Source organism: Haemophilus sp. HMSC71H05, from assembly GCF_001838635.1.
GTDB lineage: Bacteria > Pseudomonadota > Gammaproteobacteria > Enterobacterales > Pasteurellaceae > Haemophilus_D > Haemophilus_D parainfluenzae_R.
The window spans coordinates 313781-337592 of the sequence record NZ_KV838026.1 but is presented as its reverse complement, the minus strand read 5'-3'; the positions used below and the strand labels follow the sequence as shown (position 1 = coordinate 337592).

Below are 23812 nucleotides of genomic sequence, written 5' to 3'. Positions count from 1 at the left end.
AGAGGAAAAATCATGGCTAAATTACATGAACTTCAAGAAAAACGTCGTAATATCGCGGCTCAAATGCGTCAATTGAATGATGAAATTGGCGAAAAAACATGGACTGAAGAACAGCGTACTAAGTGGGATTCGATGAAATCCGAGTTAGGCGGTGTTGAATCACAAATTGAGCGCGAAGAATCATTACGATCAACCGATGCTTTATTTGTTGAAGAACAACGTCAAATTGAAACTGAATCAAAACCAGTTATTGATGTAGAAGTTAAACGTTCCCAAGCGTTTAATTCGTTCTTACGTCGTGGCTTAGGCGAATTAAGCCAAGAAGAACGTCAAGTGATGGCGGAGCTTCGTGCGCAAGCGGCAGGCACGGACAATAAAGGTGGTTACACCGTACCTAAAGAAATGCAGGCTCGTATTGCTGAACAAATGAAAGCTTTTGGTGGTATTGCGAGCGTTGCTCAAATCCTTAACACTGCAGACGGTCGCGTTATTACTTGGGCGACTGCAAACGGCACCGCTGAAGAAGGTGAATTAATTGGCGAAAATGCGGCAGCAACTGAATTAGATACTGAATTTGGCACAGCTGAGCTTGGTGCGAAAAAACTCTCATCAAAAATTATCCGCGTATCAAACGAATTGTTACAAGATTCAGGTGTGGATATCGAAGAGTATTTATCTCGTCGAATTGCAGAGCGTATTGGTCGTGCAGAAGCTAAATATCTTATCCAAGGTACTGGCGTTGGCTCACCTGCTCAACCTAAAGGCTTGCAAACCGCAGTTACTGGTGTAACACAAGCGGCAGCCGCTGCAGTGGCATGGCAAGATTTTAACGCATTGATCCACTCAGTAGATCCTGCCTATCGCAATGTTGGCAATACTCGCCTTGCTTTCAACGACAATACTTTAAAAACGTTGAAAGAAATGGTGGATGGACAAAAACGTCCATTATGGTTGCCTGATGTGGCTGGCGTAGCGCCTGCAACTATCTTAGGTCATCAATATGTGATTGATCAAGGCATCGAAGATATTGGTTCAGGTAAGAAATTTGCTTACTTTGGTGATTTCAGCCGTTTCATCATTCGTCGTGTGTCAGGTATGACATTACGTCGCTTAGTGGAACGTTACGCAGAGTTCGACCAAGTAGGTTTCTTAGCGTTCCATCGCTTTGACTGCGTACTCGAAGATGTGTCAGCAATTAAAGCATTAACAGGTAAATAGTTAAAAGTGCGGTCAGAAATGGCCGCATTTTTTATTTGGGGGATGAATGAAAATCACACTAGACGAAATTAAGTTGCAATGTCGAATTGATAATGATGATGAAGATGATTTGTTGTCTGCCTATCTAGTTGCAGCAAAGGCGATGGTTGAGAACCACACGAATAGAGTGCTTTTTGATACATTGCCCAAAGAAAAACCGATTAATGCACAAGAAATCACTGGCGATTTGAAAATAGCCATATTAATGCTGATCGCTTACCTATATGAAAACCGTGGTGGATGGAACGAAGGTCAAGGTGTAACAAACTTTGATTTACCTCCAACTGTTAAAGCCATCATTGAGCGTTATCGTTTTATAGATGTGTAGGTGATTAAGATGAACATAGGAAAGCTACGTCACAGAATTACTTTGTTACGGCAAGTTAATGAAGTGAATGATTACGGTGCAAGTACTCAAACCTGGAAGAGAGTAGCTACTGTTTGGGCTGATGTTAGGCCATTATCAGGTCGAGAGTATTTTTCAGCACAGCAAGTACAGTCTGAAGTTACCACTCAAATATGGCTACGTCATATAGAAGGCATTAAACCCACAATGAAGGTTAAGTTTGGGAAAAGAGAATTTGAAATTCTTTCCGTGCTTAATACTCAAGAGCGTGACGTGTCTTTACAGCTTATGTGTAAGGAGACAGGAAATGTCTAATCTGACTGTGAAAGTTACAGGGCTTAAAGAGTTAGGAAAAAAAATGAATGACCTTGGAAAGAAAACAAAAGGTCGTATTTCTGTTGACTCAATGCGAAAAGGGGCTGTGATTATCAGGGATAAGGCAAGAGCCAATGCACCAACTTTACAAGAGAAAGTACCCCATCGGAAACGTGGCACTTTAAAAAGAGCCATACTTGAAAGTACAAAGGTTGATAAGTTCGGAAATGTCCGCTCTAAAATCTATGTTCGAAAACTTCGAAGTAAAACTATTGAAAACTTTAAAGTTAAAACAGGTAAAGGTGGCGCTAAAAACCCTAACGATCCTTATTACTGGCGATTTATAGAGTTTGGAACATCAAAAATGCAAGCCAGACCGTTTTTGCGTCCAGCATTCTCAACTAAAAAAAATCAAGTATCGCGAGAAATTATTAATAATTTGCGCAATAACATTTTTAGAGAGGCTGGTAAATGATTCAAAAGAAACTCTTTAATGCTCTAAATCCACTGGTGTCAGGTCGTTGTTTTTATGGGTTGATCCCTGAAACAAATAGTGCCTATCCAGTCATCGTATATCAATTCCCAGCAATATCACCAAATTCAGCGTTGGAAGATGGAGATTTGGATGATTTCACGGTGCAGATTGATGTTTATAGCAAAAATCCTGATGACATTTTCGCTCTGCGAAAGGCTATTTTTACCGCACTTGAAACGGCATTTGATTATGCCGAGAGAGAAAGTGATTTCAGTGACTACGAACCCGATACAAAATTACATCGTCGGGTAATAACTTATCAAATTGCTTATGGAGAATAAAACATGGCAGCAAAAACCACACCGTTCCAAAAAACACGGTTTTATATTGGCACATCCGAAGATGTAGGCAAGAAAATTACAGCTTGTGCTGTAACACCAAATGCAACAATTACTATCCCTTCAAGCGGATTCAAAACTGGTGATTGCGTCTTAGTTACCGGCTTAGGTGCGCTAGATGGATATTATCCAGTTAAATCTGTAGCGGCAGATGTAATCACATTAGCTGATGAAGTTGATTGGTCAGCGTATGATCAACCAACAGTATTTACTGATGCTAAAGCGGCATTAGTGAAATGGTCAAATAATTTCTGTGAGCTCCGAAATTTAGAGCGTAGCGAAGATACATTGACCGAAGAAGATGTGACTACCATGTGTGATGATGGCAAAGCCACCGAAGCAGGTGAGTTTGAGTACGGTGAGACTCAGATGAAGTTCTTTACTGCGCCAACATCTGAAATGCAAAAATTATGTCGTAAAAAATTCTTTTCAAAATCTAAGTTCCCTTTCCGTTTAGTTTTCCCAAATGGTCAAGGCACGATGTATGGCACTGGTTATTTCAAATCTGGCAATGGTTACTCTGGTGAAACTATGGGTAAATTTGAAAGTGGTGCAACTATTAAGCATACAAAACAGGAATATCACTTACCTGTAGCTTAAAAATAAAAAAAAGCCAAGAGTGATCGGCTCTTGGCTTTAATTATTAGATTAACCTTTATTGCAGGAGAAGTTTACCTGCGAGTAAATTTTAACCATAAAAGAAGGTAAATACAATGGATTTGAGAAACAAAATATTGCAGCATAAACCTAAAGTAACCGAAATTGAAATTCTTGGCGAACAGTACTATGCGAGAGCATTAAGTGTCGGTGATGTAAACCGTGGATTGTTTGGCCAGCACAAGCTATTGTGTGATATTGCAAAAGCACAAGGTATTGAGCTTAATTATGATGATCCAGATGAGTTAGGTAAGCAATTAGGAAAAGTTTACGATCCATATCGTTTAGCCCGAAATCTAGCCCTCCGCTTATGTGATAAAGATGGCAATCTATTGTTTGATTTTGAAAATGAAGATGACTTGAAAGCATTATCAAGCCTAGATAATGAAGTTTCTGAAGAATTAAGTCGAGCATTGATGGGTGATGAACCAAAAAACTTAATGACCGACGCAAGTTCCAAATAACTTTATCGCTTGCGTTGGGCAAAACGTTAGAAGAAATCGAACAAATGCCTGAAAAACATCTTCAGGAATATATGCTGTTTTATCAAGAACAGCCATTTGGTTTATGGAGAGATGATTATCGCACAGCGCAGATTGCTCATTTGTTAGCGTTAATTCATAAAGATCCAAAACAGAAAGCCACGACATTGAACGATTTAATGCCATTTTTCAATGAGAATAAGGCATCAGAAGATAAAGAAGATGATGGCGTAGAGTCTTATTTGTTAAATCGTTGATTGTTTAGTAAAAAAGTTAAAAAAATTAGCTACTCCCTATTGATTAAAATGAATGTATTTTGTACAGTATAGGTAAGTAAATAAGGAGGGGTTATGTTTAAAGATGAAGTTAAACTTATCCATTGGTTGGGCAAAGAGGTTATTGCGTTTTTCGCTTTATTCTTTGTGTTACCTATTATTTTTATCTTGGCTGTAACAGGCATAACCACAAAAATTTTACTTGGTGTTTCTCTGGCTTACATTACCTTTTTTGTTTTTGCAAAAGTTGCTATGTTTTTCTTTATGAAGAAAACTGAAAATGAAGTGCTGCAGCAAATTGAAAAAGAAAACGAAGTTAAGTACGTCATCATTAAATAGTTAGTGTTTGTATAGAAAGCTCGCAATATGCGGGCTTTTTTTTATTTCTGGAGAAAATATGTCATCACTCGGTAGTTTGTATATTGGGTTAAGTCTCGATACAGTCCAATTTCAGAATGGATTGAGTAAGTCGGAGTATCAGACCCGAAAATTTACTAGACAATTTGAAGCTAATTTTTCTCGCGCTCAAGAAAAAGCACGTCAGTTCTCAGAACGCACTACACAATATTTAAATAATATTGAGAAAGCCGCCAATAACATCAATTCGACAACAAAATGGAGTTTTCGCCTTGATAATTTAGGTAGAGCGCAAGATTTGTCAAAGCAAGCTATTGCAATGATGGATAGCTACACTGAGCTACAGAACCGTATTAGACTGGTGACTCATAGTCAGACAGAAATGGCTCAGGCTACAGAAAGCGTGTTTGATATATCATCTCGAACCAATCAAGCTGTTGGCGCAACCGCTCAAATCTATCAACGTTTTGCAAAAAATGCTGATACTTTAAATATTAGTCAGCAAAAAGTCGTAGAACTAACAGAAACCGTATCAAAAGCAGTCGCTTTATCAGGTGCCGCACAAGCGTCATCAGAAGCGGCATTAATGCAGTTCGGTCAAGCTTTGGCTAGTGGTGAGTTGCGCGGTGCTGAACTTAATTCTGTGATGGAACAAACACCGGCTTTAGCACAAGCTATTGCAGATGGTTTAGGTGTTAGCGTTGGCGCACTTAAAGATATGGGTAAGAATGGTGAGTTATCTATCAACAAAGTGATAACTGCACTTGAAAAAGCAAAATCATCTGTGGATAGTGATTTTGAGAAACGTGTAAAAACACTCTCGATGTCATACACCAATCTCGAAACATCATTTATTAAATATGCCGGTGAAGCTGACCGCACTTATGGCATCACGCAGAAACTTGGTGAGAGTGTAGATTTTGTTTCGAAAAATCTTGACCAATTAATTACTGCAGCGGTTGTTTTAACTGGTGCCTTAGCAGTTGGTAGAATTAGCCAATACAGTGCAGAGTTAACAAAATCAGGCATTATCAGCGCAAAAAATGCTTTAGCCCATACAGCGGAAGCAAAAAGCATTTATGAAAGAGCAACAGCAATGCGAGTTGCCGCACAACTTGAAATGTCTAGCTTGACCGCACAATTACAGCTTTCTCAATCTGAACAAACTCGATTTGCATTGCGTGAAAGAATGAAAGTGCAATCTGCTCAAATTATTGCACTTGCAGAAGCGGAAGCTACAGCAAAACGAAACCTTGCTACAGCAACTAATCTTGCAACGATGGCGGCAAAAGGTTTGCAAAGTGTAATGGCTTTACTTGGTGGCCCAGCTGGTGTTATTGGTATTGCGGCTACATCATTATTATTTTTCAGTTCACAAGCGGCAGAAGCTCGACAATGGGCATTAGATACATCTGTTGCTAACCAAGCTTTAGCTGAATCTTATGATCAAATCACCGAAGCGGCATTATCTCTTAAAATCACAAAACAGCTTGAGGATATAGAAAAATATTACGCTGAGATTGAAAAATTAAAAGCCGGTGTAAAATCAAAAAACATTAATGGCGATTTTGATGGTTTCACAGTCGTTAATGCCCAAACAGAAGCTGAAATTGAAAAAGTAAATGCTCAAATCGGCACGATGACAGAGAATGCTGATAAAGCTAAACAAGCTCTTGAAAAAATGCTTTCTCCACTTGGCGAGAAGATGCTTCGAGCAGGTAAAAATGTTGATGAAGTGCGGCAGAAATTCAAGTTGCTTGGCGTATCAGCCGAAACTGCAGATAACATTATAGCTAACTTGCCAAAAAGCTTTAATGATACGGCTAATAGTGCAAATAAAGCGGCAGATAAGACGTTAGATTTAAAAGATGCGATGGATAAGCTGAAAGAGAAATCTACGTCTCTTGCTCAAAAGCTTGAAGTTGCAAAACTCAAACAACAAGGTCAGGCTAAATCCGCTTATGTGTTGGCTGGTCTTTATGAATTGCTTGGAAAGGAAGGTGCTGAATACAACGAAGTATTGATTGGTATTGCTACAGGCACAATTACTGCAGCTAATGCGGCAGATAAAGCTGTTGGGTTATCACTTGAAACGCTAAACAAGATTTTAGCCGGTAAAGCAACATTGGAAAAAATGTTTTCCGATGAAACCAAAGTGACAACAATTGAAACTCAAATCAAAGAAAGTAACAAAAAATCAGGTGGTCGAAAATCATCAGGTGAAAATGCTCGAGATAGTTGGTTAAGTTTCTATGATGAAATTCGTAAGAAAAGTAGTTCTAGTCTTGCTGAAATTGACTTGGAACAAACAAGAATGTTTCAACGCTTGGAAGAGCACAACAAAAAAGGTGTTGTATCTCATCAAGAATATGAAACAGCAAAAACAGCTATCACTGAGCGGTTTGCTCGTCAACGGTTAGAGCTTGCAGGGAAGTATGCGCCTGAGAAATTATTGCGTGCGAACTTAAATGATGAGTTAGCGATAGTTGAAGAGCTTAAAAAAGCAGGACAGCTTACAGGTGGTGAAGCTAATACTGCTGAATTGCAATTGAAGTTTGATTATGCTCAAAACAGATCTCAAAGTGCGGTCAATCCATTAGATCAATTACGCGCACTTTATGATCCGCAACAAGAGCTAATTAATCAACAAACGCAAGAGCTTGCTCAGCTCCAAGCATTTAACGATCAAAAGTTAATCACGGAAGAAGAATTCCAGCAACGCAAACAGCAAATCATTGATAAATACAAAAACAACAAGATCCAAAAGGAAATGGAATCGTATGCTACAGGGCTCAATGATTTGGGTGGCGCTTTTGGCACTCTTGCATCTATGGTTGAACAGTCTGCAGGAAAACAATCTGCCGCTTATAAAGCAATGTTCGCTATCTCTAAAGCATTTGCGATCGCTGAAGCAACTGTAAAATTATCACAGGCAGTAATGCAAGCTATGGCTGATGACACCGCATTTACCCCTGCTCAAAAATTTGCAAATATGGCAGCGGTTGCAGCGGCTGGTGCTAATGTTATCTCTCAAATCACTAGCGTAGGATTTGCTAAAGGCGGTCATGTTGTTGGCGAGGGTACAGGAACAAGCGATTCCATATTGGCTAGATTATCTAACAATGAATTTGTTATGACATCCCGCACGGTTGATCACTATGGTGTAGGGTTTATGAACGCCTTAAACCAACGAAGATTTCCTAAATTTGCAAATGGCGGTCATGTTGGTGGCAAATCTGATAGTTATGACGGATTGTTTAGCGGTGGTGGAGCATCAACCAATAACGAAGTATCAATAACAATAAATATTGATAAAAACGGAAATGAAAGTGTGACTGCTGAGCAAAAAGCCGCACAAGGTAAAGAGCTTGCACAAGCAATCCAAGCAAATGTACTTGAAGTGTTAAGAAAACAACGTCGTCCAGGTGGAATGCTTGGATAAGGAGATGAGATGGCTTTAAAAACATTGCCTTGGTGTCCGCAGCCTGGTTATACGGTTGATGAAGAACCAAAGCGTAAAGTGCTTAATTTTGGAAATGGCTATCAGCAACGAATGGAAGATGGAATTAATGCTCTTTTGAGAAAATATTCCGTCACCTATAAGGTGAAAAATAGCCAATCAGTAGAATTTCGTCAATTTATGAAAGAGCACGGTGGAGTCCGTGCTTTTTATTTTAAAGACGTCGCGCTAAATGGGGAATTAGTTAAAGTTGTTTGTGTTAAGTTCCCTCGCCAAATTGGATTGACTCACACAACCTTTAATTGTGAATTTGAAGAGGTGGTGTAAATGCCTAAAAATTTACCTAAGAAAATGACCGCACTTTTGCCTGAATTAGAGCAGGGTGCGCTTATTGAATTGTGGGATATTGATTTACGCCATATTACTCCGACTAACGGTTCTAATACTGCAGGTGAATTATATCGATTCCACAACGGTTTAAACCAAGGGCGAACCAATATTTGGTGGCAGGGGAATGAGTATCAAGCCTATCCAATTAAAGCAGATGGATTTGAAATTAGTGGGCAAGGACCTAGTGCTCGTCCGACATTAACAGTATCTAACCTATATGACATCATTACTGGCATTGCGGTTAATTTAGGACAAGGCGTTGGTGGTAAAGTTACTCGCAGATTGGTTTATGTGCAGTTTCTTGATGCCCGCAACTTTGAAGGTGGTCAAAACGCTCAGGCAGATCCTACACAAGAAGCAGTGAGTTATTACATCATTGAGCAATTAAAAAGCCTTGATGATAAACAAGCTACTTTTGAACTGGCATCACCTGCAGAAACGGATAACGCAAAAATCCCGCTATTAATGATTACATCTGATGTTTGTATTTGGCAATATCGTTCGCCACAATGCGGTTATACAGGTGGACCTGTTGCCGATGAATTTGATAAACCAACGAACGACCGTAAAAAAGACAAATGCTCACATTGCATCCGTGGTTGTAAATTGAGATTTGGCGAGAATGCTGTGTTACCGTTTGGCGGTTTTCCAAGTACAACCCAGTATGGGAATTGATTATGATTATTCCGGATAAATTAAAAAAAGAGATACTGTCACACGCTAAAAGTACAGCGCCGCAAGAATGTTGTGGCTTTGTTGTATTTAAAGACGGTTTCTCTTATATCCCTTGCGAAAACATCTCATACGATCCTGTTAATTTTTTTGAAATATCGGCAGATGATTTTATCCTTGCTGAAGAACGTGGTGTCATTGTAGCGTTGGTTCATTCTCACCCTGATTCAGCTTTTGGAAAAGGATTGCCATATTTATCCATTGCTGACAGAGAATGTCAGGTTAGAACACAGTTAGATTTTTGGCTGGTGGTGGATGACGACATTAAACAGTACCGTTCTATTTCACCGCTAATTGGTCGCCAATTTGAAAACAATAAACAAGATTGCCGAAATATCGTACTTGATTGCTATATGTTATCTGGCATTGATTTACCCGATGATTCTAAATATGAGTTTGATTGGTTTGAAAACTCGAACTTATATGAAGATGGTATGAAACGGTGTGGCTTTTTTAAATTATCACAAGATGAACCTGTCCAGATTGGCGATGTAATCTTAATTAAAGTCGGTGCAAGTGTAGCTAATCACGCAGGAGTGTATCTAGGTGATCAGATGATGGTTCATCATAGTGAAAGTCGGCTCTCTGCACGTGTACCTTATGATGGTTTTTGGCTTAATTCCACTCATTCAATTTGGAGGCATTCAGAATGGCAAAAATTACATTTCACGGCAATCTTAAACGATTTAGCGATGAACCATTCGATCTTGATGTAAGCAACTTCCGAGAGTTAATGAGTGGATTAATCACTCAAATTCAAGGACTAAGATCGCATCTTAGCAAAGGGTATTACAAAGTTAGAATTGGTAGAAAGTATATAAGCAATGAACAATTAAAAAATAACCCAATAATTGATCTTGATGATAACTCCTCCGTACATTTTACACCCGTTATTACTGGCGCTGGTAAAGCGGCAGGTGTAATTCAAGCCGTTGCTGGGGTTGTATTAATTGCTATTGCGTGGTGGAACCCGTTAGGTTGGTCAGCTGGTGGGGTAATGATAGCTGGAGCAATGGGCGCATCACTTGCCATGTCTGGAGCTATATCTCTTTTAACGAGACCGCCAGATATGGGGAGTGGTGCTAATGAAAGTGAAAAGAAACAAAGCACATCATTCAGCAATCTTCGTAACTTAACTCCACAAGGGAGACCTATTCCGTTATTGTACGGAAAAATGATGACCAGCCTTATACTTGTTTCCCAAGGGATAGAAACTTTTGACGATCATCAATAACATCACAAATAAATTTAACCGCTTATAGGCACTGCTTATAGGCGGTTTTCTTTTTTAAGAGGTACTTATGGGCGGTAAAAGCCAAGGTTCAGCGCGCACACCACATGAAGCACCTGATAGCCTTCGTTCTTCGCAACGATTACGTGCTATTGGTTTAATCTCTCTTGGTCCAATCAAAGGTCCAGCCAATAAATGGAAATCAACTTACTTTGACAATACGCCAATCCAAAATGCAAACGGTGTTGATGATAATGATGAGTCAAGTTTCAATTTCAAAAACACAGAGATAGCATATACACTCGGCACGCAGGACCAAATGCCGTTGCAGGGCTTTGAAATGTCAGAGCGTGAAGTATCAGTTGGTGCTGAAATCAAAAATGTTACCCCTGTAACAAGAACCGTTATTGATCCTGATGTGACACGTCTAAGAATTACATGTGGTGTAAGCGCGTTATTTTCTCAAAATGAGAATGGCGACACAGAGGGAACATCTGTATCACTTGAAATCTTAATCAATGGACAAAGCCGCACAGTAAAAAATATTAGTGGTAAATCATCATCTCGCTTTTATCGTAGTTACATCATTGATAATTTACCGCCTAAACCATTTACCATTACAGTTAAAAGATTAACAGCCGATAGTAAATCACAGCGGTTGCAGAATGGCACTCACTGGGTCAGTTATACAGAAATCATTGATACCAAACTGTCATACCCAAACATGGCATTAATTGGTATTAAAACGGATTCGCGCTATAACCCAAATTTCCCTAATGTGAATCTATTGCTTTATGGCCGATTGGTGAAAGTACCAAGTACATATAATCCTGAAACAAGAACGTATGCACCTGGTATTTGGCGCGGTGACTGGAAAGAAGAGTGGACGGATAACCCTGCATGGATTTTTTATGACTTAGTTACTAATTCTTTAGCTGGATTAGGTAAACGAATTGGGGAATACGGATTAGATAAGTTTCAGCTGTATCAAATTGCAAAATACTGTGATGAATTAGTCGATGATGGATATGGCGGTAAAGAGCCACGAATGGTATCTAATCTATGGATTACAGAACAGCGTGATGCCTATAACGTGCTATCAGACATGGCTTCTGTTTTTCGCTCTATTGCAGTGTGGAATGGAACGCAGTTTTCAGCTATCCAAGATAGAACATCAGATCCAGTTTGTTTATATACTCAATCAAATGTAGTTGATGGTAAATTCTCTCGTCAATTCGCAGCAGGAAAGACAATTTTCACTGCAGTGGAAGTTGAATATGCCGATGAACGTAACTTCTATCAAAAGGCGGTTGAGTACGTTGCAGATGATTTAATGATTGCTCGCTATGGCTATAACGTTAAGAAAATTACAGCTTACGGCTGTACAAGTCGTGGGCAAGCTCACCGATACGGGAAATGGGTATTAGAAACATCTCGTCTTGAACAATGTACTATTACCTTTGTAGTAGGTCGTCAAGGGTTATTGCATTTGCCAGGCGACATCATTGAAATTGCTGATAATGATTTTTCTGGTAAAACACTTGGTGGACGAGTTGTAGCGATAAACGGCAAGAAAGTAACACTTGATCAACCTGTAGAAATCACTGGTAATAGCTATTTAAGTTATCTCAATGATGAAATGCAGTTGGTGAAAATCAAAATCATCAATGTAGATAATGCAAATAAATCGGTTATCACATTAGAAACCAATCCTGTTGGTTTGAATGTAATGGATGATTGGGTATTAAAAACACCGCAAGTATCTACTCAGCTTTACCGTGCACTCGGTATTACTGAAAACGATGACGGAAGTTATACCATAACTGCACTGCAGCATGAACCGCAAAAAGAAGCGATTGTTGATGGTAGTGCAAGCTTTGTGCCTGTTGTATCAACAATGCACAATGGACTAACAAAAGTAACTAATGCTGATGTGGTTTATAGCGCTGACGGTATAAAACTCACTTGGTCAGTACCCACAACAGATACGTTATTAACCTATGAAGTGCGGTTATATCGCAACGGAAAGGTTTTCAAAACATATCTAAACTTAAAAAATCCAGAAATATCATTTGAAGGATTGCCTGATGGTAGTTATACCGCAGAAATCAGAGCTAAAAACCAAAGTGGCCAATTGTCAGATCCTGTAACGCGCTCATTTGAGATTAATCTCAACATCCCTAGGTTTGTTACTAAATCCTTGTTGTTTGCTATTGAGTTGGATTGGGATTTACCTAAGACATTCACACCTGGGTTTAGCACTGAGATTTGGCGTAGCAATACAAATGACATAAGCACTGCAGTGAAAGTGGCAACCTTGCCATATCCTCAAAGTAACTATGTTATTAATGGTGTGCCTTTATCAACAGGCTACTACTTTTATTTACGAGGAGTAGATAAACAAGGTAACAAAGGTGAATTTACCGAGGCAGTATTTGGTGAAGCAGATCATAATCCTGATAACTTGTTAAATGCGTTAGAAGGTAAAATCACCAAGTCACAACTTGGTCAAGAGCTTATTAACTCCATTAAAGCCGATATTAATAATGCTGTTGGCGAAGAAGCTAAAACAAGACAAACCGCTGTCGCAGGTGCATTAGCTCAAATAGCTGCACAAGCTCAGTCATCAGGAACCGCAATTAAAAATCTTGAAAAAGCAGATCAAGCACAAGCTGAAACAATTAAAACTGTGACAGCGAAGGCCGAATCAGCTTTATCAGGTATTACTGCAGTAAGACAGGCTCAAGCGCAAAGTGATAAAGCGAATGCACAACAAATTAACGCTTTAACCGCTAAAGTTGGAAATGCAGAATCAACAGTATCACAGGTGAGTAGTGCTGTTGCTGGACTTAATGGCAAAGTTAGCTCAATGCACACAATCAAAACACAAGCTATTGCTGGTGGAAGAACTGCTGTTGCTGGTATTGCACTTGGTGCAAATCAAGAAGAAAGCTCAGTCATTGTTATGGCTGATAAATTCGGGATTGTGGCAAATGCTAATGATGGCAATGTCAAACCGGTCTTTAGTGTAGCTGATGGTCAAGTAGGTATTCGTGGTGATTTGGTTGTAGCTGGGTCTGTGACAAGAGATAAGTTGTCATCTGGTTCAGGTGCAAACCTATTTTACAATCCTATTTTTGCAAATCCAACAAACGGTGTTCCAGATGGTTGGACTGCTTCAGAGGCTAACATACCTGGAGATAAACGTGGTGAGCGAATCTGCAGACAGGATGAGGATTATGGATTAGGTAAAGGTGGATATCTTAAAAACGAGAATGTTTTAAGGTGGCACAATAAGATAACCGGTAATCCAAATACAAGGTGCGGCATCTATCAGAATGTACCAGTATCTGCAGATAAATGGTATATGGTCTCTGCCTACATGGGCAATCATAGTTGCTCAAAGGTTGAGATTTATATTGATGTCCGCGGCAAGAGTGGTGAATGGCTATTACATAAAACTGATGAGGTTAGTTCGGGTTATGGCTTCAGAGGGATTAATAACGCCAAAAGAGCGTTTATAAAATTTAAAATCCCACCAAATGGAGTTAGTGTTGACGTATTTTTCTTCTTCTATGATGGTAACGGAGCTAATCCTAATGGATCGTGGATGTTTGTAGCTCGGCCAATGCTTGAAGAATGTACTGAATATACTACACAGCCTAGTCCATGGGCTAATGCTGGTTTAACGGAAGTACACGGTGGCAGTATTATTGCCAATACAATCCGCGGCGACCATATACTGGCTAATCAGGAGATTAGAGCACCAAGAATAACTGGTGGTGTCATCACTGGTAATACCGTTAATGGTGCGACAGTCAATGGTGGAACAGTTAATGGTGCAGTGGTAACCGGCGGGACAGTAAAAGGTGCAATTGTCGAAGGTGGCGTAATCAAAGGCGCAAGACTGGAAGCTGTAACTGGTAAATTTACTGGGACGCTTGAAGTCAATCAGTTGGTTGGTGGTAATTTGTGTGAGGTGTTTATTGCTAGTGTTTATAAAACTATTGATTTTTATCAGGCGTGGATAAATGTATCCGCCGCACCTGTCAAGAGAATTTTCTTTATCGTTAATTCACATAAAACATTCACAGTTGAGGCTAATCAACCGCACAGATATTTATATACGCACCACGGAGAAAATACACCGCCAGAGTTTTTTGATGTTGGCGGTGGCGCCCCAAAAATCTGCGTTACAGCATACGCAGTATCAAACACAACAACAATGTCTCAATAAGGAGTAAAAAAATGAAATTCATCACAAAACAAATCGAAGATATTCGTACTGGTGCCATGTCAGAACATCATGCGGTCACAGGCTTGCAAGTTGACTATGTCAATAATAGTACATTTGTTACTATTGCATCTTATGTATCAAAAGCTAAAAAGGATGAAGGGAAAGAATCCTTATCTGTAAATACTTTCACTATCCAAGCTGTGCCAGGGTGGGAAAAAATCCCTTATGAATGGGCTTTAGGTGAGCTAGTTAAGGCTCAACCAGAAGATTTTAGTCCTGAAACATATATAGGCTATGTAAACCCATATATGTTTGCTGGTGGGAAAGTAGAACAGTAAACAACAAAACAACCGCACTTTTAAAGTGCGGTTTTTTATTGGAGAGAATATGGAAAATATCGAACTAGAAACAGTGCGTGGCGATGATGATGGATGGTCTTTCGAACTGCTAGAAGATGATGAATCTAAATCAGATTTAACTGGCTCTCGTTTTGATATGTGGATCAAGCCAAAGAAGGGTGAATTGATTAAATTATCAACTGAAACGGGCGAGATAACGGTTAATCAAAATATTGTGACTGTGACTATCTCACACGATAAAACTCAAGGAGCAAAATGGGAATTTGCTACTTGGGATTTGCAATGCACCAGTCAGCAAGGATTGGTTCAAACACTTGCTGGTGGTGGATTTACACTTATTCACGATGTAACGGAGGCGAGATGATTATTAGATTAGTTAAACGCTCAAGACCTAATATCAAGGTTAAAGTGCGTTTAATAAAAGAAATTGGCGAGAGAAAGGAAAAAATCCCAACTCTCGAAGAATTAATTACTTTTTACAAAATAGGGGCTTTATAAGATGGCAGCGCAAGAATTTCACCAAACCATCACAGCATTTGCCGAATTCGTAGGTGAGAAAGATAAGGAAATTACTAAATTTATCGGCAACCTAACAACTTTAAGCACGACAGAAAAAACAAATCTTGTTGGTGCAATCAATGAATTATTTCAATCCATAAGAAGCCTATCTGGTAGTGCGGCAGGTATTAATGACAGCGCAACCAATGAAACATCAACCTTATCCGCTAAAAAAATCCTTGAGCTTGTAAGCCAAGCGAAAACAGATGCGAAAAGCGAAATCTTAGGCGGCAACGTAGCGGCTGAATTAGACACTATCAAAGAGCTTGCTGAAGCGCTAAATGGAATTAAAACTGGTGAAGATGGATTGAATAAACTCATCCAAAAAATCTCGCAAGCTAATGAGGCATTAACCGCGCTTAATCAGAAATTCACAACTCTAGACAGTGTGAATTTAAAAGAAGCTTATAACAGAGGTTACAATAAATAATGACATTTCAAACTGGCGTGACTGAATTCGCTGAATTTGTCGGCAGTGAAATTAGACGGATTGAAAAGAAAATTCCGACAGATGGTGGTGGTCAATCTAGTGATTCAACGATCATTACTGGAAATGGACGACCAGATAAACCTGATACAACAGACGGAAAGATTACAGGTAGAGAGCCGAACGGGAGTTTTTATTACTCAACAAACGGCGCAGGCGTTGGGGCATACTTGTGGCAGAAACAAAACAACAAATGGATTGTTATATCAGGAGATACTGGCCCTAGACGAATGGGTAACTCTTCTGTGAATATTAAAGAGGGTGCTATTTATCTAAGGCGAATGAATAACAGAGTTGAGTGTTCTTTCAATACAGGTCGATGGGACACTATCTCTTTTTATGGAAGTAGTAATCCCAAATTCACAAGGAAAAATCACGCCAAGCGAATGGATATTTTACCATCTCCAAGAATACCAGTCGGCTTCCGTACCAAAACCCCCATTATGCTTCCTTTTTATAGCGATGACGGTGATGAGGTTGCAGTAGTGTATGTTGCCAGTATAGGTGATAGAGCTTATATTGAATTAAGGTTCAAGGATAAAGTACCAACATCTGACCTTGACTACATGAGGATGCCTGTTATCAGTTGGATAACAGACGATCCATTCCCTGAAACTCTGCCTTAATCTAGAAGCTCCGCAACTTCTTCCATATTGGCATGATAGGTATTTTGAAACATCCGGATGTCTTTATTCATATTTTATGGCATTATTACAACCCTGTAACTTTTGTAGTTTCGGAAAAATATATATAATTTCGGAAATAAACAATAGCACAGACACATAATAAACTGATTTTATTATCTAAAAATTGGTGTTTTAAAATTTGTACATTTTGACTTCAAACGTGCTTAATTTTTAGCTTGTGATAAGAACACCAATAATGATGAGTTATTGGTGTTTTTTCTTTTCGGGCAAAGTGCGGTCAAATTTGAAATCGTTTTAGGAGTATTTTCCAATGAAGATAGCCTTAGGCATTGAATATAACGGAAAACAATATTGTGGCTGGCAGCGACAAGAGAAAGTGCACAGTGTACAAGAAGAATTAGAAAAAGCGTTATCTTTTGTGGCAAATGAAAAAATTGAAGTATTTTGTGCGGGCAGAACAGACTCCGGTGTACATGGCACAGGACAAGTGGTGCATTTTGAAACTACCGCTGTTCGCCCTGAAAAAGCTTGGGCATTTGGGACTAATGCAAATTTGCCTGATGACATTTCAGTGAGCTGGGCAAAAGTGGTGGATGATGAATTTCACGCCCGTTTTTCTGCAACCGCGCGTCGTTATCGTTATATCTTGTATTGCAATAAATTACGTTCAGCCATTTTGCCGGAAGGGATTACTCATTGCCATTTAGATTTAGACGAAAAGAAAATGCACCAAGCGGGGCAGTTCTTATTGGGGGAAAATGATTTTTCCTCTTTCCGCGCGGCACAATGTCAATCAAATACCCCTTGGCGAAATGTGCATCATTTAAATGTGGTGCGAAAAGGGCAGTACATTATTGTGGATATTCAAGCTAATGCCTTTGTGCATCACATGGTGCGTAACATTGTAGGAAGCTTGATTGAAGTCGGCGCAGGTAATCAACCCGTTGAGTGGATGAAATGGTTGCTAGAGCAAAAAGATCGTAAATTAGCCGCGCCAACAGCAAAACCAGAAGGCCTGTATTTAGTCAATGTGATTTACCCTGAAAAATTTGCGATTCCACAGAAAAATTTAGGGCCATTGTTTTTAGAAGATAATCTCATCTGACTAGCAAATTTCGCTAAATTATGATTAAATACGCAAACTTTTCTAGTTAATAAAAAAGGTAAAAAATGAGCTGGATTGATAGAATTTTTAGCAAAGGAACCTCTTCCTCTGCATCACGTAAAGCTAACGTACCTGAAGGGGTTTGGACAAAATGTACCTCTTGTGAACAAGTGCTTTACGGTGAAGAAGTAAAACGTAATTTATATGTTTGTCCAAAATGCGGCCATCATATGCGTATTGATGCTCGTGAGCGCCTTTTAGCCTTGTTAGATGAAGGTTCAAGCCAAGAATTATCGGCTGATTTAGAGCCAAAAGATATTCTTAAATTTAAAGATTTAAAAAAATATAAAGATCGTATTACTGCAGCTCAAAAAGAAACGGGCGAAAAAGATGCGTTAATCACAATGACCGGTACACTTTACAATATGCCTATTGTTGTTGCGGCTTCAAACTTTAGTTTCATGGGCGGCTCAATGGGATCGGTTGTGGGTGCAAAATTTGTGAAAGCAGCAGAAAAAGCAATGGAATTAAATTGTCCGTTTGTGTGTTTCTCTGCAAGTGGTGGTGCACGTATGCAAGAAGCACTTTTCTCCTTAATGCAAATGGCGAAAACTAGTGCGGTATTAGCGAAAATGCGTGAAAAAGGTGTGCCGTTTATTTCTGTATTAACGGATCCAACATTAGGTGGTGTTTCTGCAAGTTTTGCGATGTTAGGTGATGTAAACATTGCTGAACCAAAAGCATTAATCGGTTTTGCAGGCCCACGTGTTATTGAACAAACTGTACGTGAAAAATTGCCAGAAGGCTTCCAACGTAGTGAATTCTTACTCGAGAAAGGGGCGATTGATATGATCGTGAAACGTTCAGAAATGCGTTCAACCCTTGGAAACCTCTTAAGCAAACTCACCAATCAACCTTCACCTTTTGTTGAAGTAGAAGTTGTTGAACATGAGTAATATAATGAATTTAAAAGCCACTTCGCCACTCGCTGAGTGGCTTTCTTATTTGGAAAACAGTCACTTCAAAGCGATTGATTTAGGGTTAGAACGTATTAAGTTAGTGGCAGAGGAACTGGACCTTTTGAATCCTGCACCCTATGTGATCACGGTGGGGGGCACAAATGGTAAAGGCACGACTTGCCGTTTGCTCGAAACTATTTTGTTAAATCACGGCTTGCGTGTGGGTGTGTATTCCTCACCTCATTTATTGCGTTATAACGAACGTGTTCGTATTCAAAATCAAGACTTGCCGGATGAAATGCATACCGCTTCTTTTGATTTCATCGAAAAGCATAAAACGCAATCCCTCACTTATTTTGAATTTAGCACGTTGTCAGCTTTGCATTTATTTAAACAAGCGAAACTAGATGTCGTGATTTTAGAAGTGGGGCTTGGTGGGCGTTTGGATGCAACCAATATTGTCGATAATGATCTGGCGGTTATCACCAGTATTGATATTGATCATACAGATTTTCTGGGTTCAACACGTGAAGAAATTAGCTTTGAAAAAGCAGGCATTTTCCGTGCGAATAAACCGATTGTGATTGGCGAACCCAATGTTCCGCAACCTATGTTAGAACAAGCGGAGAAATTACATTGCTACGTTTCACGCCGAGATGTTAATTGGTCATTTAAAGCCAATGAGCAAACTTGGATGTGGCAGAGCAACAAAGTGCGGTTAGAAAATCTGCCGTTTTGCCAAATTCCATTAGCCAATGCAGCAACCGCTTTGGCTGCTGTTGAGCAATTACCTTTTGATATTTCTGTCGAGACCATTAAACGTTCATTAATTGAAGTGGAATTAGTTGGTCGTTTCCAACAATTGAAAGGTTATCAGCTAGAAAAATTAGCAGCTCGCTTGAATGTCCCTTATTCACAGTTACCAAAAGTGATTATCGATGTGGGGCATAATCCTCATGCGGCAAAATATTTAGCCGAAAAATTGACCGCACTTAAAGCACAGATTTCAGGTCGTATCATTGCCGTTTGCGGTATGTTAAAAGATAAAGATGCGGAGTCGGTGTTTACCCAACTTACTTCTGTTATTGACCAATGGTATTGTGTCACATTAGGCGGTTACCGTGGTCAATCTGGCGATGACCTAAATGCAAAATTAACAACAGTTTGCCCATCAGCAAAAAGTGTTTCTGAAGATTCTGTAGCTGAAGGTGTACAAAGTGCGGTTAAAGAAGCGGGTAAAAATGACATTGTGCTGGTATTTGGATCCTTCCACACGGTAGGGGAATTTTTAGAATATTTAGCTTAATGGCGATGGAAAATAATAAAGGCTGGTTTTGACTAGCCTTTTGTTTTTTAAAGTATTTTGTGAAAGTAATCACTTAATTCTGAGTATTGGAATGTAAATCCGCAATCTAACAAATGTTTTGGATAGGCATTCTGACTGTCTAATAGAATGCAAGCGCGTTCACCGAGAAGAGAAGTGAGTAAAAATTGAGGCACTTGAGCAAAACAAGGTCGATGTAGTGCTTGACCTAATAATTGGTTGAATGTCTTGTTTTTAACAGGATGTGGCGCAGTAAAATTAAATGCACCTTCACAATCATTATGGTCAAGTAAGAAGAGAAGGCCTTCTACCATGTCCTCTAACGCAATCCAACTCCAATATTGCTCGCCATTCCCTAATTTGCCGCCTAATCCAAAGCGATAGAGCGGTAGAATTTTAGCAAAAGCGCCGCCTTTTGGAGAAAGCACCAATCCTGTTCTCACTAAACAGACTCTTGTGTTGGTTTGTTTGGGTGCATTTTCCCAATCAATACAAAGTTGTGCGGTAAATTGACTACCTGGAGGAGTGCCTTCAGTGATCTGGTCTTCGCCACAGTTTCCATAAATTCCGGTGGCTGAACCTGAAATCAATACAGGCGGATGTTCACTTTGGTTAATGAGTTGAACAATCTGTTGGGTTAAATCAATACGACTGTGACGCAGTTTCTCTTTTTGCTGAACTGTCCATCTTTTATCGAAGATGGGTTCTCCAGCAAGATTTATGACCGCATCAAATTCATTTAAGTCTTTGAGTGTGTAAAGTGCGGTCAAAAATTGCGGTGTTTTTCCAGAAAAAACAGCTTGGGCTTTTTCAATGGAGCGAGTCAGTACAGTAACGCTATCGCCACGTGAAAGTAGCGATTCAACTAAGGCTTTTCCTACAAATCCCGTTCCACCGGTTACTAAGATATTCATTATAGATTGCTTTCAAAGAGCGTTTGAATTTGTCCTAAAAGCGATTTAATTGTAGTGCCTTTTGTTGGTGTCACAAAAATGGTGTCATCTCCTGCAATCGTGCCTAAAATGCCTTCAGGTTTACCAATGGAATCCAATAAGCGGGCAATCAACTGCGCAGCACCCGGAGAGGTTTTAATGACGATAACGAAATCATTGTGATCAATATCCAAAACCAAATTTTTTAATGGGCTGCTGGTGGCGGGTACACTTAATTCGCTTGGTAAGCAATACACCATTTCCATTTTCGTATTTCTCGCACGAACTGCCCCAAATTTACTTAGCATGCGTGAAACTTTAGACTGGTTAATGCTTTGAAATCCTTGGTTTTTTAAGGCATCAACAATTTCACTCTGAGAAGCAAATCGTTCTTGATGGAGCAGTTCTTTAAATGCTTTTGTTAATTGATCTGACATAGTTATTCTCATATAGGGGAATTTGCATAAGAATTGCATAAAAATTCATTTTAGGCAATTAAAATAAATTTGCTGTTTGAAAAGTTTGAGCTAGATCGCATTATTGAATTTCTCTGTTTGTAATTTAATGGCTAAGACTTTAAAATTCTACCTAGTTAGGATTAATTAATACATGAGGAGTATTTTATGAAAGTTGCAGTATTAGGCGCAGCAGGCGGTATTGGTCAAGCATTAGCCTTATTACTTAAATTACAATTACCCGCTGAAAGTGAATTAGCACTTTATGATATTGCACCAGTGACACCAGGTGTGGCTAAAGATGTGAGTCATATTCCAACAGCGGTGAAAGTAGAAGGTTTTGCGGGAGAAGATCCAACACCTGCACTTAAAGGTGCTGATGTCGTTTTAATTTCTGCAGGGGTTGCACGTAAACCGGGTATGGATCGTTCAGATCTTTTCAACATCAATGCGGGTATCGTGCGTAACTTAATTGAACATGTTGCAAAAACTTGTCCAAAAGCTTGTGTAGGTATTATTACCAACCCTGTGAATACGACTGTTGCGATTGCTGCAGAAGTATTGAAAAAAGCGGGTGTTTACGACAAACGTAAATTATTCGGTGTCACCACTTTAGACGTGTTACGTTCTGAAACATTCGTATCTGAATTAAAAGGCTTAAATGTTTCTCGTACAAGCGTACCGGTAATTGGCGGCCACTCAGGTGTGACGATTCTTCCATTACTTTCACAAGTTCAATATGCTGAGTGGAAAGAAGAGGAAATTGCACCATTAACAAAACGTATCCAAAATGCAGGTACTGAAGTGGTTGAAGCAAAAGCAGGTGGCGGTTCCGCGACACTTTCTATGGCTCAAGCCGCAGCACGTTTTGCGCGTTCATTAGTGAAAGGCTTAAGTGGCGAAACTGTGGTTGAATGTACTTATGTAGAAGGTGATGGTAAATATGCACGTTTCTTCGCTCAACCTGTACGTTTAGGTAAAGAAGGTGTAGAAGAAATTTTACCAATCGGTACCTTAAGCAAATTTGAACAAGAAGCTTTAGAAGCAATGTTACCAACATTGCGTGCAGATATTGAATTAGGCGAAAAATTTATTAACGGTTAATTTAATTCTATTTCTAGAGAAGAGGAGCTGTATGCTCCTCTTTTTTTTATATGAAAATGATTAAACATAAAAAAGTGAAGAAAAAGCGTGATTTAGCTCACAAATTTGAACATTGCTATTTGCAATATAAAAGACTTTGCCGTATTCTTAAATCACTAAAAACAAGTGCTATTTTTAAATAGCCGACATCTATTTTGCTTTCCGAGTAGTGCCCCAGTGGGGCACTTTTTTTTGGCTTATTTTTAGCCAAAGCATAAAAAAGTGCGGTCAAAAAACACTGGATTTTCTGACCGCACTTTTAAAATGAATGCTAACAAAAGAATTATTCAAACATTGCTGAAATAGATTCTTCATTGCTGATACGACGAATTGCTTCAGCAAGCATAGTTGAAAGAGTCAGCACGCGTACTTTACCAAGTGCTTTCATTTCAGGTGAAAGTGGCACAGTATCCGTTACCACGATTTCATCAATGGCATCGCTCGCTAAGTGTTGTGCTGCTGCACCAGAGAATACGGCGTGAGTTGCGTAAGCAAACACGCGTTTTGCACCGCGTTCTTTTAATGCTTCAGCCGCTTTACATAATGTACCACCTGTATCAATCATATCATCTACAAGGATACAATCACGATCTGCAACATCCCCGATAATATGCATAACTTGTGATACGTTTGCACGTGGACGACGTTTATCGATAATCGCCATCTCTGTATCATTTAATAATTTCGCTACTGCACGAGCACGAACAACACCACCGATATCCGGAGAAACAACGATAGGATTGACAAGATCCGTTTTCTTCAAGATGTCATCAAGTAAAACCGGTGAACCGAATACGTTATCAACTGGTACATCAAAGAAACCTTGGATTTGCTCTGCGTGTAAGTCACAAGTTAATAAGCGGTCAATCCCTACAGTTGAAAGTAAATCTGCCACCACTTTTGCAGTGATTGGCACACGAGCAGAACGCACACGACGATCTTGACGAGCATAACCAAAATAAGGAACAACGGCAGTAATACGGCCGGCAGATGCACGACGTAAAGCATCAACCATTACAATCAATTCCATCAGGTTGTCATTAGTTGGTGCACAAGTAGATTGAATAATAAACACGTCTGCACCACGCACATTTTCATTAATTTGCACTTGGATTTCACCATCGCTAAAGCGTCCAACAGTGGCATCGCCTAATGAAATGTAAAGACGTTCAGAAATCTTTTTCGCTAGCTCAGGCGTAGCATTTCCAGCAAAGAGTTTAATGTCTGGCAT

27 protein-coding genes are annotated in these 23812 nt (G+C 39.4%); 24 read left to right on the top strand and 3 right to left on the bottom strand.

Features of this window, described 5'->3' with window-relative positions; genetic code table 11:
- The first annotated feature begins 12 nt into the window (after positions 1–12).
- From HMPREF3279_RS02960 to folC, 23 genes are all read left to right on the top strand, one after another.
- Positions 13–1218, top strand: coding sequence for a phage major capsid protein (locus HMPREF3279_RS02960; RefSeq protein ID WP_070868023.1), 1206 nt, complete (start codon positions 13–15; stop codon positions 1216–1218).
- Between the two features lie 46 nt (positions 1219–1264).
- Positions 1265–1585, top strand: coding sequence for a head-tail connector protein (locus HMPREF3279_RS02955; protein ID WP_070868022.1), 321 nt, complete (start codon positions 1265–1267; stop codon positions 1583–1585).
- Positions 1586–1594: 9 nt separating this feature from the next.
- Complete coding sequence (locus HMPREF3279_RS02950; protein WP_049372591.1) at positions 1595–1918, top strand: phage head closure protein; 324 nt, start codon at positions 1595–1597, stop codon at positions 1916–1918.
- Entirely contained in the window at positions 1911–2393 is a 483-nt protein-coding gene (locus HMPREF3279_RS02945) for an HK97-gp10 family putative phage morphogenesis protein (protein ID WP_049372590.1), read from the top strand. The genes HMPREF3279_RS02950 and HMPREF3279_RS02945 overlap by 8 nt, the downstream gene beginning before the upstream one ends.
- Positions 2390–2734 carry a DUF3168 domain-containing protein gene (locus tag HMPREF3279_RS02940; RefSeq protein WP_070868021.1) on the top strand — a complete coding sequence of 115 codons (345 nt, stop codon included), beginning with the start codon at positions 2390–2392 and terminating at the stop codon, positions 2732–2734. The genes HMPREF3279_RS02945 and HMPREF3279_RS02940 overlap by 4 nt, the downstream gene beginning before the upstream one ends.
- 3 nt (positions 2735–2737) lie before the next feature.
- Entirely contained in the window at positions 2738–3391 is a 654-nt protein-coding gene (locus HMPREF3279_RS02935; RefSeq protein WP_070868020.1) for a phage tail protein, read from the top strand.
- A 113-nt stretch (positions 3392–3504) separates the two neighbouring features.
- A complete protein-coding gene (locus tag HMPREF3279_RS02930) occupies positions 3505–3912 on the top strand; it encodes a hypothetical protein (protein ID WP_070868019.1) in 408 nt (135 codons plus the stop codon).
- A gap of 44 nt (positions 3913–3956) precedes the next feature.
- Complete coding sequence (locus HMPREF3279_RS02925) at positions 3957–4187, top strand: phage tail assembly protein T (RefSeq protein WP_049372586.1); 231 nt, start codon at positions 3957–3959, stop codon at positions 4185–4187.
- A 93-nt stretch (positions 4188–4280) separates the two neighbouring features.
- The gene (locus HMPREF3279_RS02920) at positions 4281–4544 is read left to right on the top strand and encodes a hypothetical protein (RefSeq protein ID WP_049372585.1); all 264 of its coding nucleotides are present in this window, start codon (positions 4281–4283) and stop codon (positions 4542–4544) included.
- A 58-nt stretch (positions 4545–4602) separates the two neighbouring features.
- The gene (locus HMPREF3279_RS02915) at positions 4603–8004 is read left to right on the top strand and encodes a tape measure protein (protein WP_070868018.1); all 3402 of its coding nucleotides are present in this window, start codon (positions 4603–4605) and stop codon (positions 8002–8004) included.
- 9 nt (positions 8005–8013) lie between these two features.
- A complete protein-coding gene (locus tag HMPREF3279_RS02910) occupies positions 8014–8349 on the top strand; it encodes a phage tail protein (RefSeq protein WP_070868017.1) in 336 nt (111 codons plus the stop codon).
- Entirely contained in the window at positions 8350–9087 is a 738-nt protein-coding gene (locus tag HMPREF3279_RS02905) for a phage minor tail protein L (protein ID WP_070868016.1), read from the top strand.
- Positions 9088–9089: 2 nt separating this feature from the next.
- Entirely contained in the window at positions 9090–9860 is a 771-nt protein-coding gene (locus tag HMPREF3279_RS02900; protein WP_070868015.1) for a C40 family peptidase, read from the top strand.
- A gap of 17 nt (positions 9861–9877) precedes the next feature.
- A complete protein-coding gene (locus tag HMPREF3279_RS02895) occupies positions 9878–10378 on the top strand; it encodes a tail assembly protein (RefSeq protein WP_070868137.1) in 501 nt (166 codons plus the stop codon).
- Positions 10379–10445: 67 nt separating this feature from the next.
- Complete coding sequence (locus HMPREF3279_RS02890; protein WP_070868014.1) at positions 10446–14612, top strand: TipJ family phage tail tip protein; 4167 nt, start codon at positions 10446–10448, stop codon at positions 14610–14612.
- Positions 14613–14623: 11 nt separating this feature from the next.
- The gene (locus tag HMPREF3279_RS02885) at positions 14624–14950 is read left to right on the top strand and encodes a hypothetical protein (RefSeq protein ID WP_070868013.1); all 327 of its coding nucleotides are present in this window, start codon (positions 14624–14626) and stop codon (positions 14948–14950) included.
- 49 nt (positions 14951–14999) lie between these two features.
- Complete coding sequence (locus tag HMPREF3279_RS10000) at positions 15000–15335, top strand: hypothetical protein (RefSeq protein ID WP_083327152.1); 336 nt, start codon at positions 15000–15002, stop codon at positions 15333–15335.
- Positions 15332–15469 carry a hypothetical protein gene (locus HMPREF3279_RS10145; protein ID WP_180365022.1) on the top strand — a complete coding sequence of 46 codons (138 nt, stop codon included), beginning with the start codon at positions 15332–15334 and terminating at the stop codon, positions 15467–15469. Before HMPREF3279_RS10000 ends, HMPREF3279_RS10145 begins: the two co-directional genes overlap by 4 nt.
- A 1-nt stretch (position 15470) precedes the next feature.
- The gene (locus HMPREF3279_RS02875) at positions 15471–15959 is read left to right on the top strand and encodes a hypothetical protein (protein WP_070868012.1); all 489 of its coding nucleotides are present in this window, start codon (positions 15471–15473) and stop codon (positions 15957–15959) included.
- Positions 15959–16642 (top strand): hypothetical protein, encoded by a 684-nt coding sequence (locus tag HMPREF3279_RS02870; protein WP_070868011.1) that lies wholly within the window; start codon positions 15959–15961, stop codon positions 16640–16642. Before HMPREF3279_RS02875 ends, HMPREF3279_RS02870 begins: the two co-directional genes overlap by 1 nt.
- A gap of 331 nt (positions 16643–16973) precedes the next feature.
- Positions 16974–17768: a tRNA pseudouridine(38-40) synthase TruA gene (gene truA, locus HMPREF3279_RS02865; protein ID WP_070868010.1), complete on the top strand. Its 795-nt coding sequence runs from the start codon at positions 16974–16976 to the stop codon at positions 17766–17768.
- 65 nt (positions 17769–17833) lie between these two features.
- Positions 17834–18724 carry an acetyl-CoA carboxylase, carboxyltransferase subunit beta gene (gene accD, locus HMPREF3279_RS02860; RefSeq protein WP_070868009.1) on the top strand — a complete coding sequence of 297 codons (891 nt, stop codon included), beginning with the start codon at positions 17834–17836 and terminating at the stop codon, positions 18722–18724.
- Between the two features lie 4 nt (positions 18725–18728).
- Positions 18729–20033: a bifunctional tetrahydrofolate synthase/dihydrofolate synthase gene (gene folC, locus HMPREF3279_RS02855; RefSeq protein ID WP_070868008.1), complete on the top strand. Its 1305-nt coding sequence runs from the start codon at positions 18729–18731 to the stop codon at positions 20031–20033.
- A 47-nt stretch (positions 20034–20080) separates the two neighbouring features.
- Here folC and HMPREF3279_RS02850 read toward each other — a convergent pair whose 3' ends face one another.
- Positions 20081–20965 carry a TIGR01777 family oxidoreductase gene (locus HMPREF3279_RS02850; protein ID WP_070868007.1) on the bottom strand — a complete coding sequence of 295 codons (885 nt, stop codon included), beginning with the start codon at positions 20963–20965 and terminating at the stop codon, positions 20081–20083.
- Positions 20965–21420, bottom strand: coding sequence for a transcriptional regulator ArgR (argR, locus tag HMPREF3279_RS02845; protein WP_070868006.1), 456 nt, complete (start codon positions 21418–21420; stop codon positions 20965–20967). Before argR ends, HMPREF3279_RS02850 begins: the two co-directional genes overlap by 1 nt.
- Before the next feature lie 186 nt (positions 21421–21606).
- Between argR and mdh the strand changes: the two genes are divergently transcribed.
- Positions 21607–22542, top strand: a complete 936-nt coding sequence (gene mdh, locus HMPREF3279_RS02840) for a malate dehydrogenase (protein ID WP_005698784.1) — start codon at positions 21607–21609, stop codon at positions 22540–22542.
- 322 nt (positions 22543–22864) lie between these two features.
- Here mdh and HMPREF3279_RS02835 read toward each other — a convergent pair whose 3' ends face one another.
- Positions 22865–23812 (bottom strand): ribose-phosphate pyrophosphokinase, encoded by a 948-nt coding sequence (locus HMPREF3279_RS02835; RefSeq protein WP_005695817.1) that lies wholly within the window; start codon positions 23810–23812, stop codon positions 22865–22867.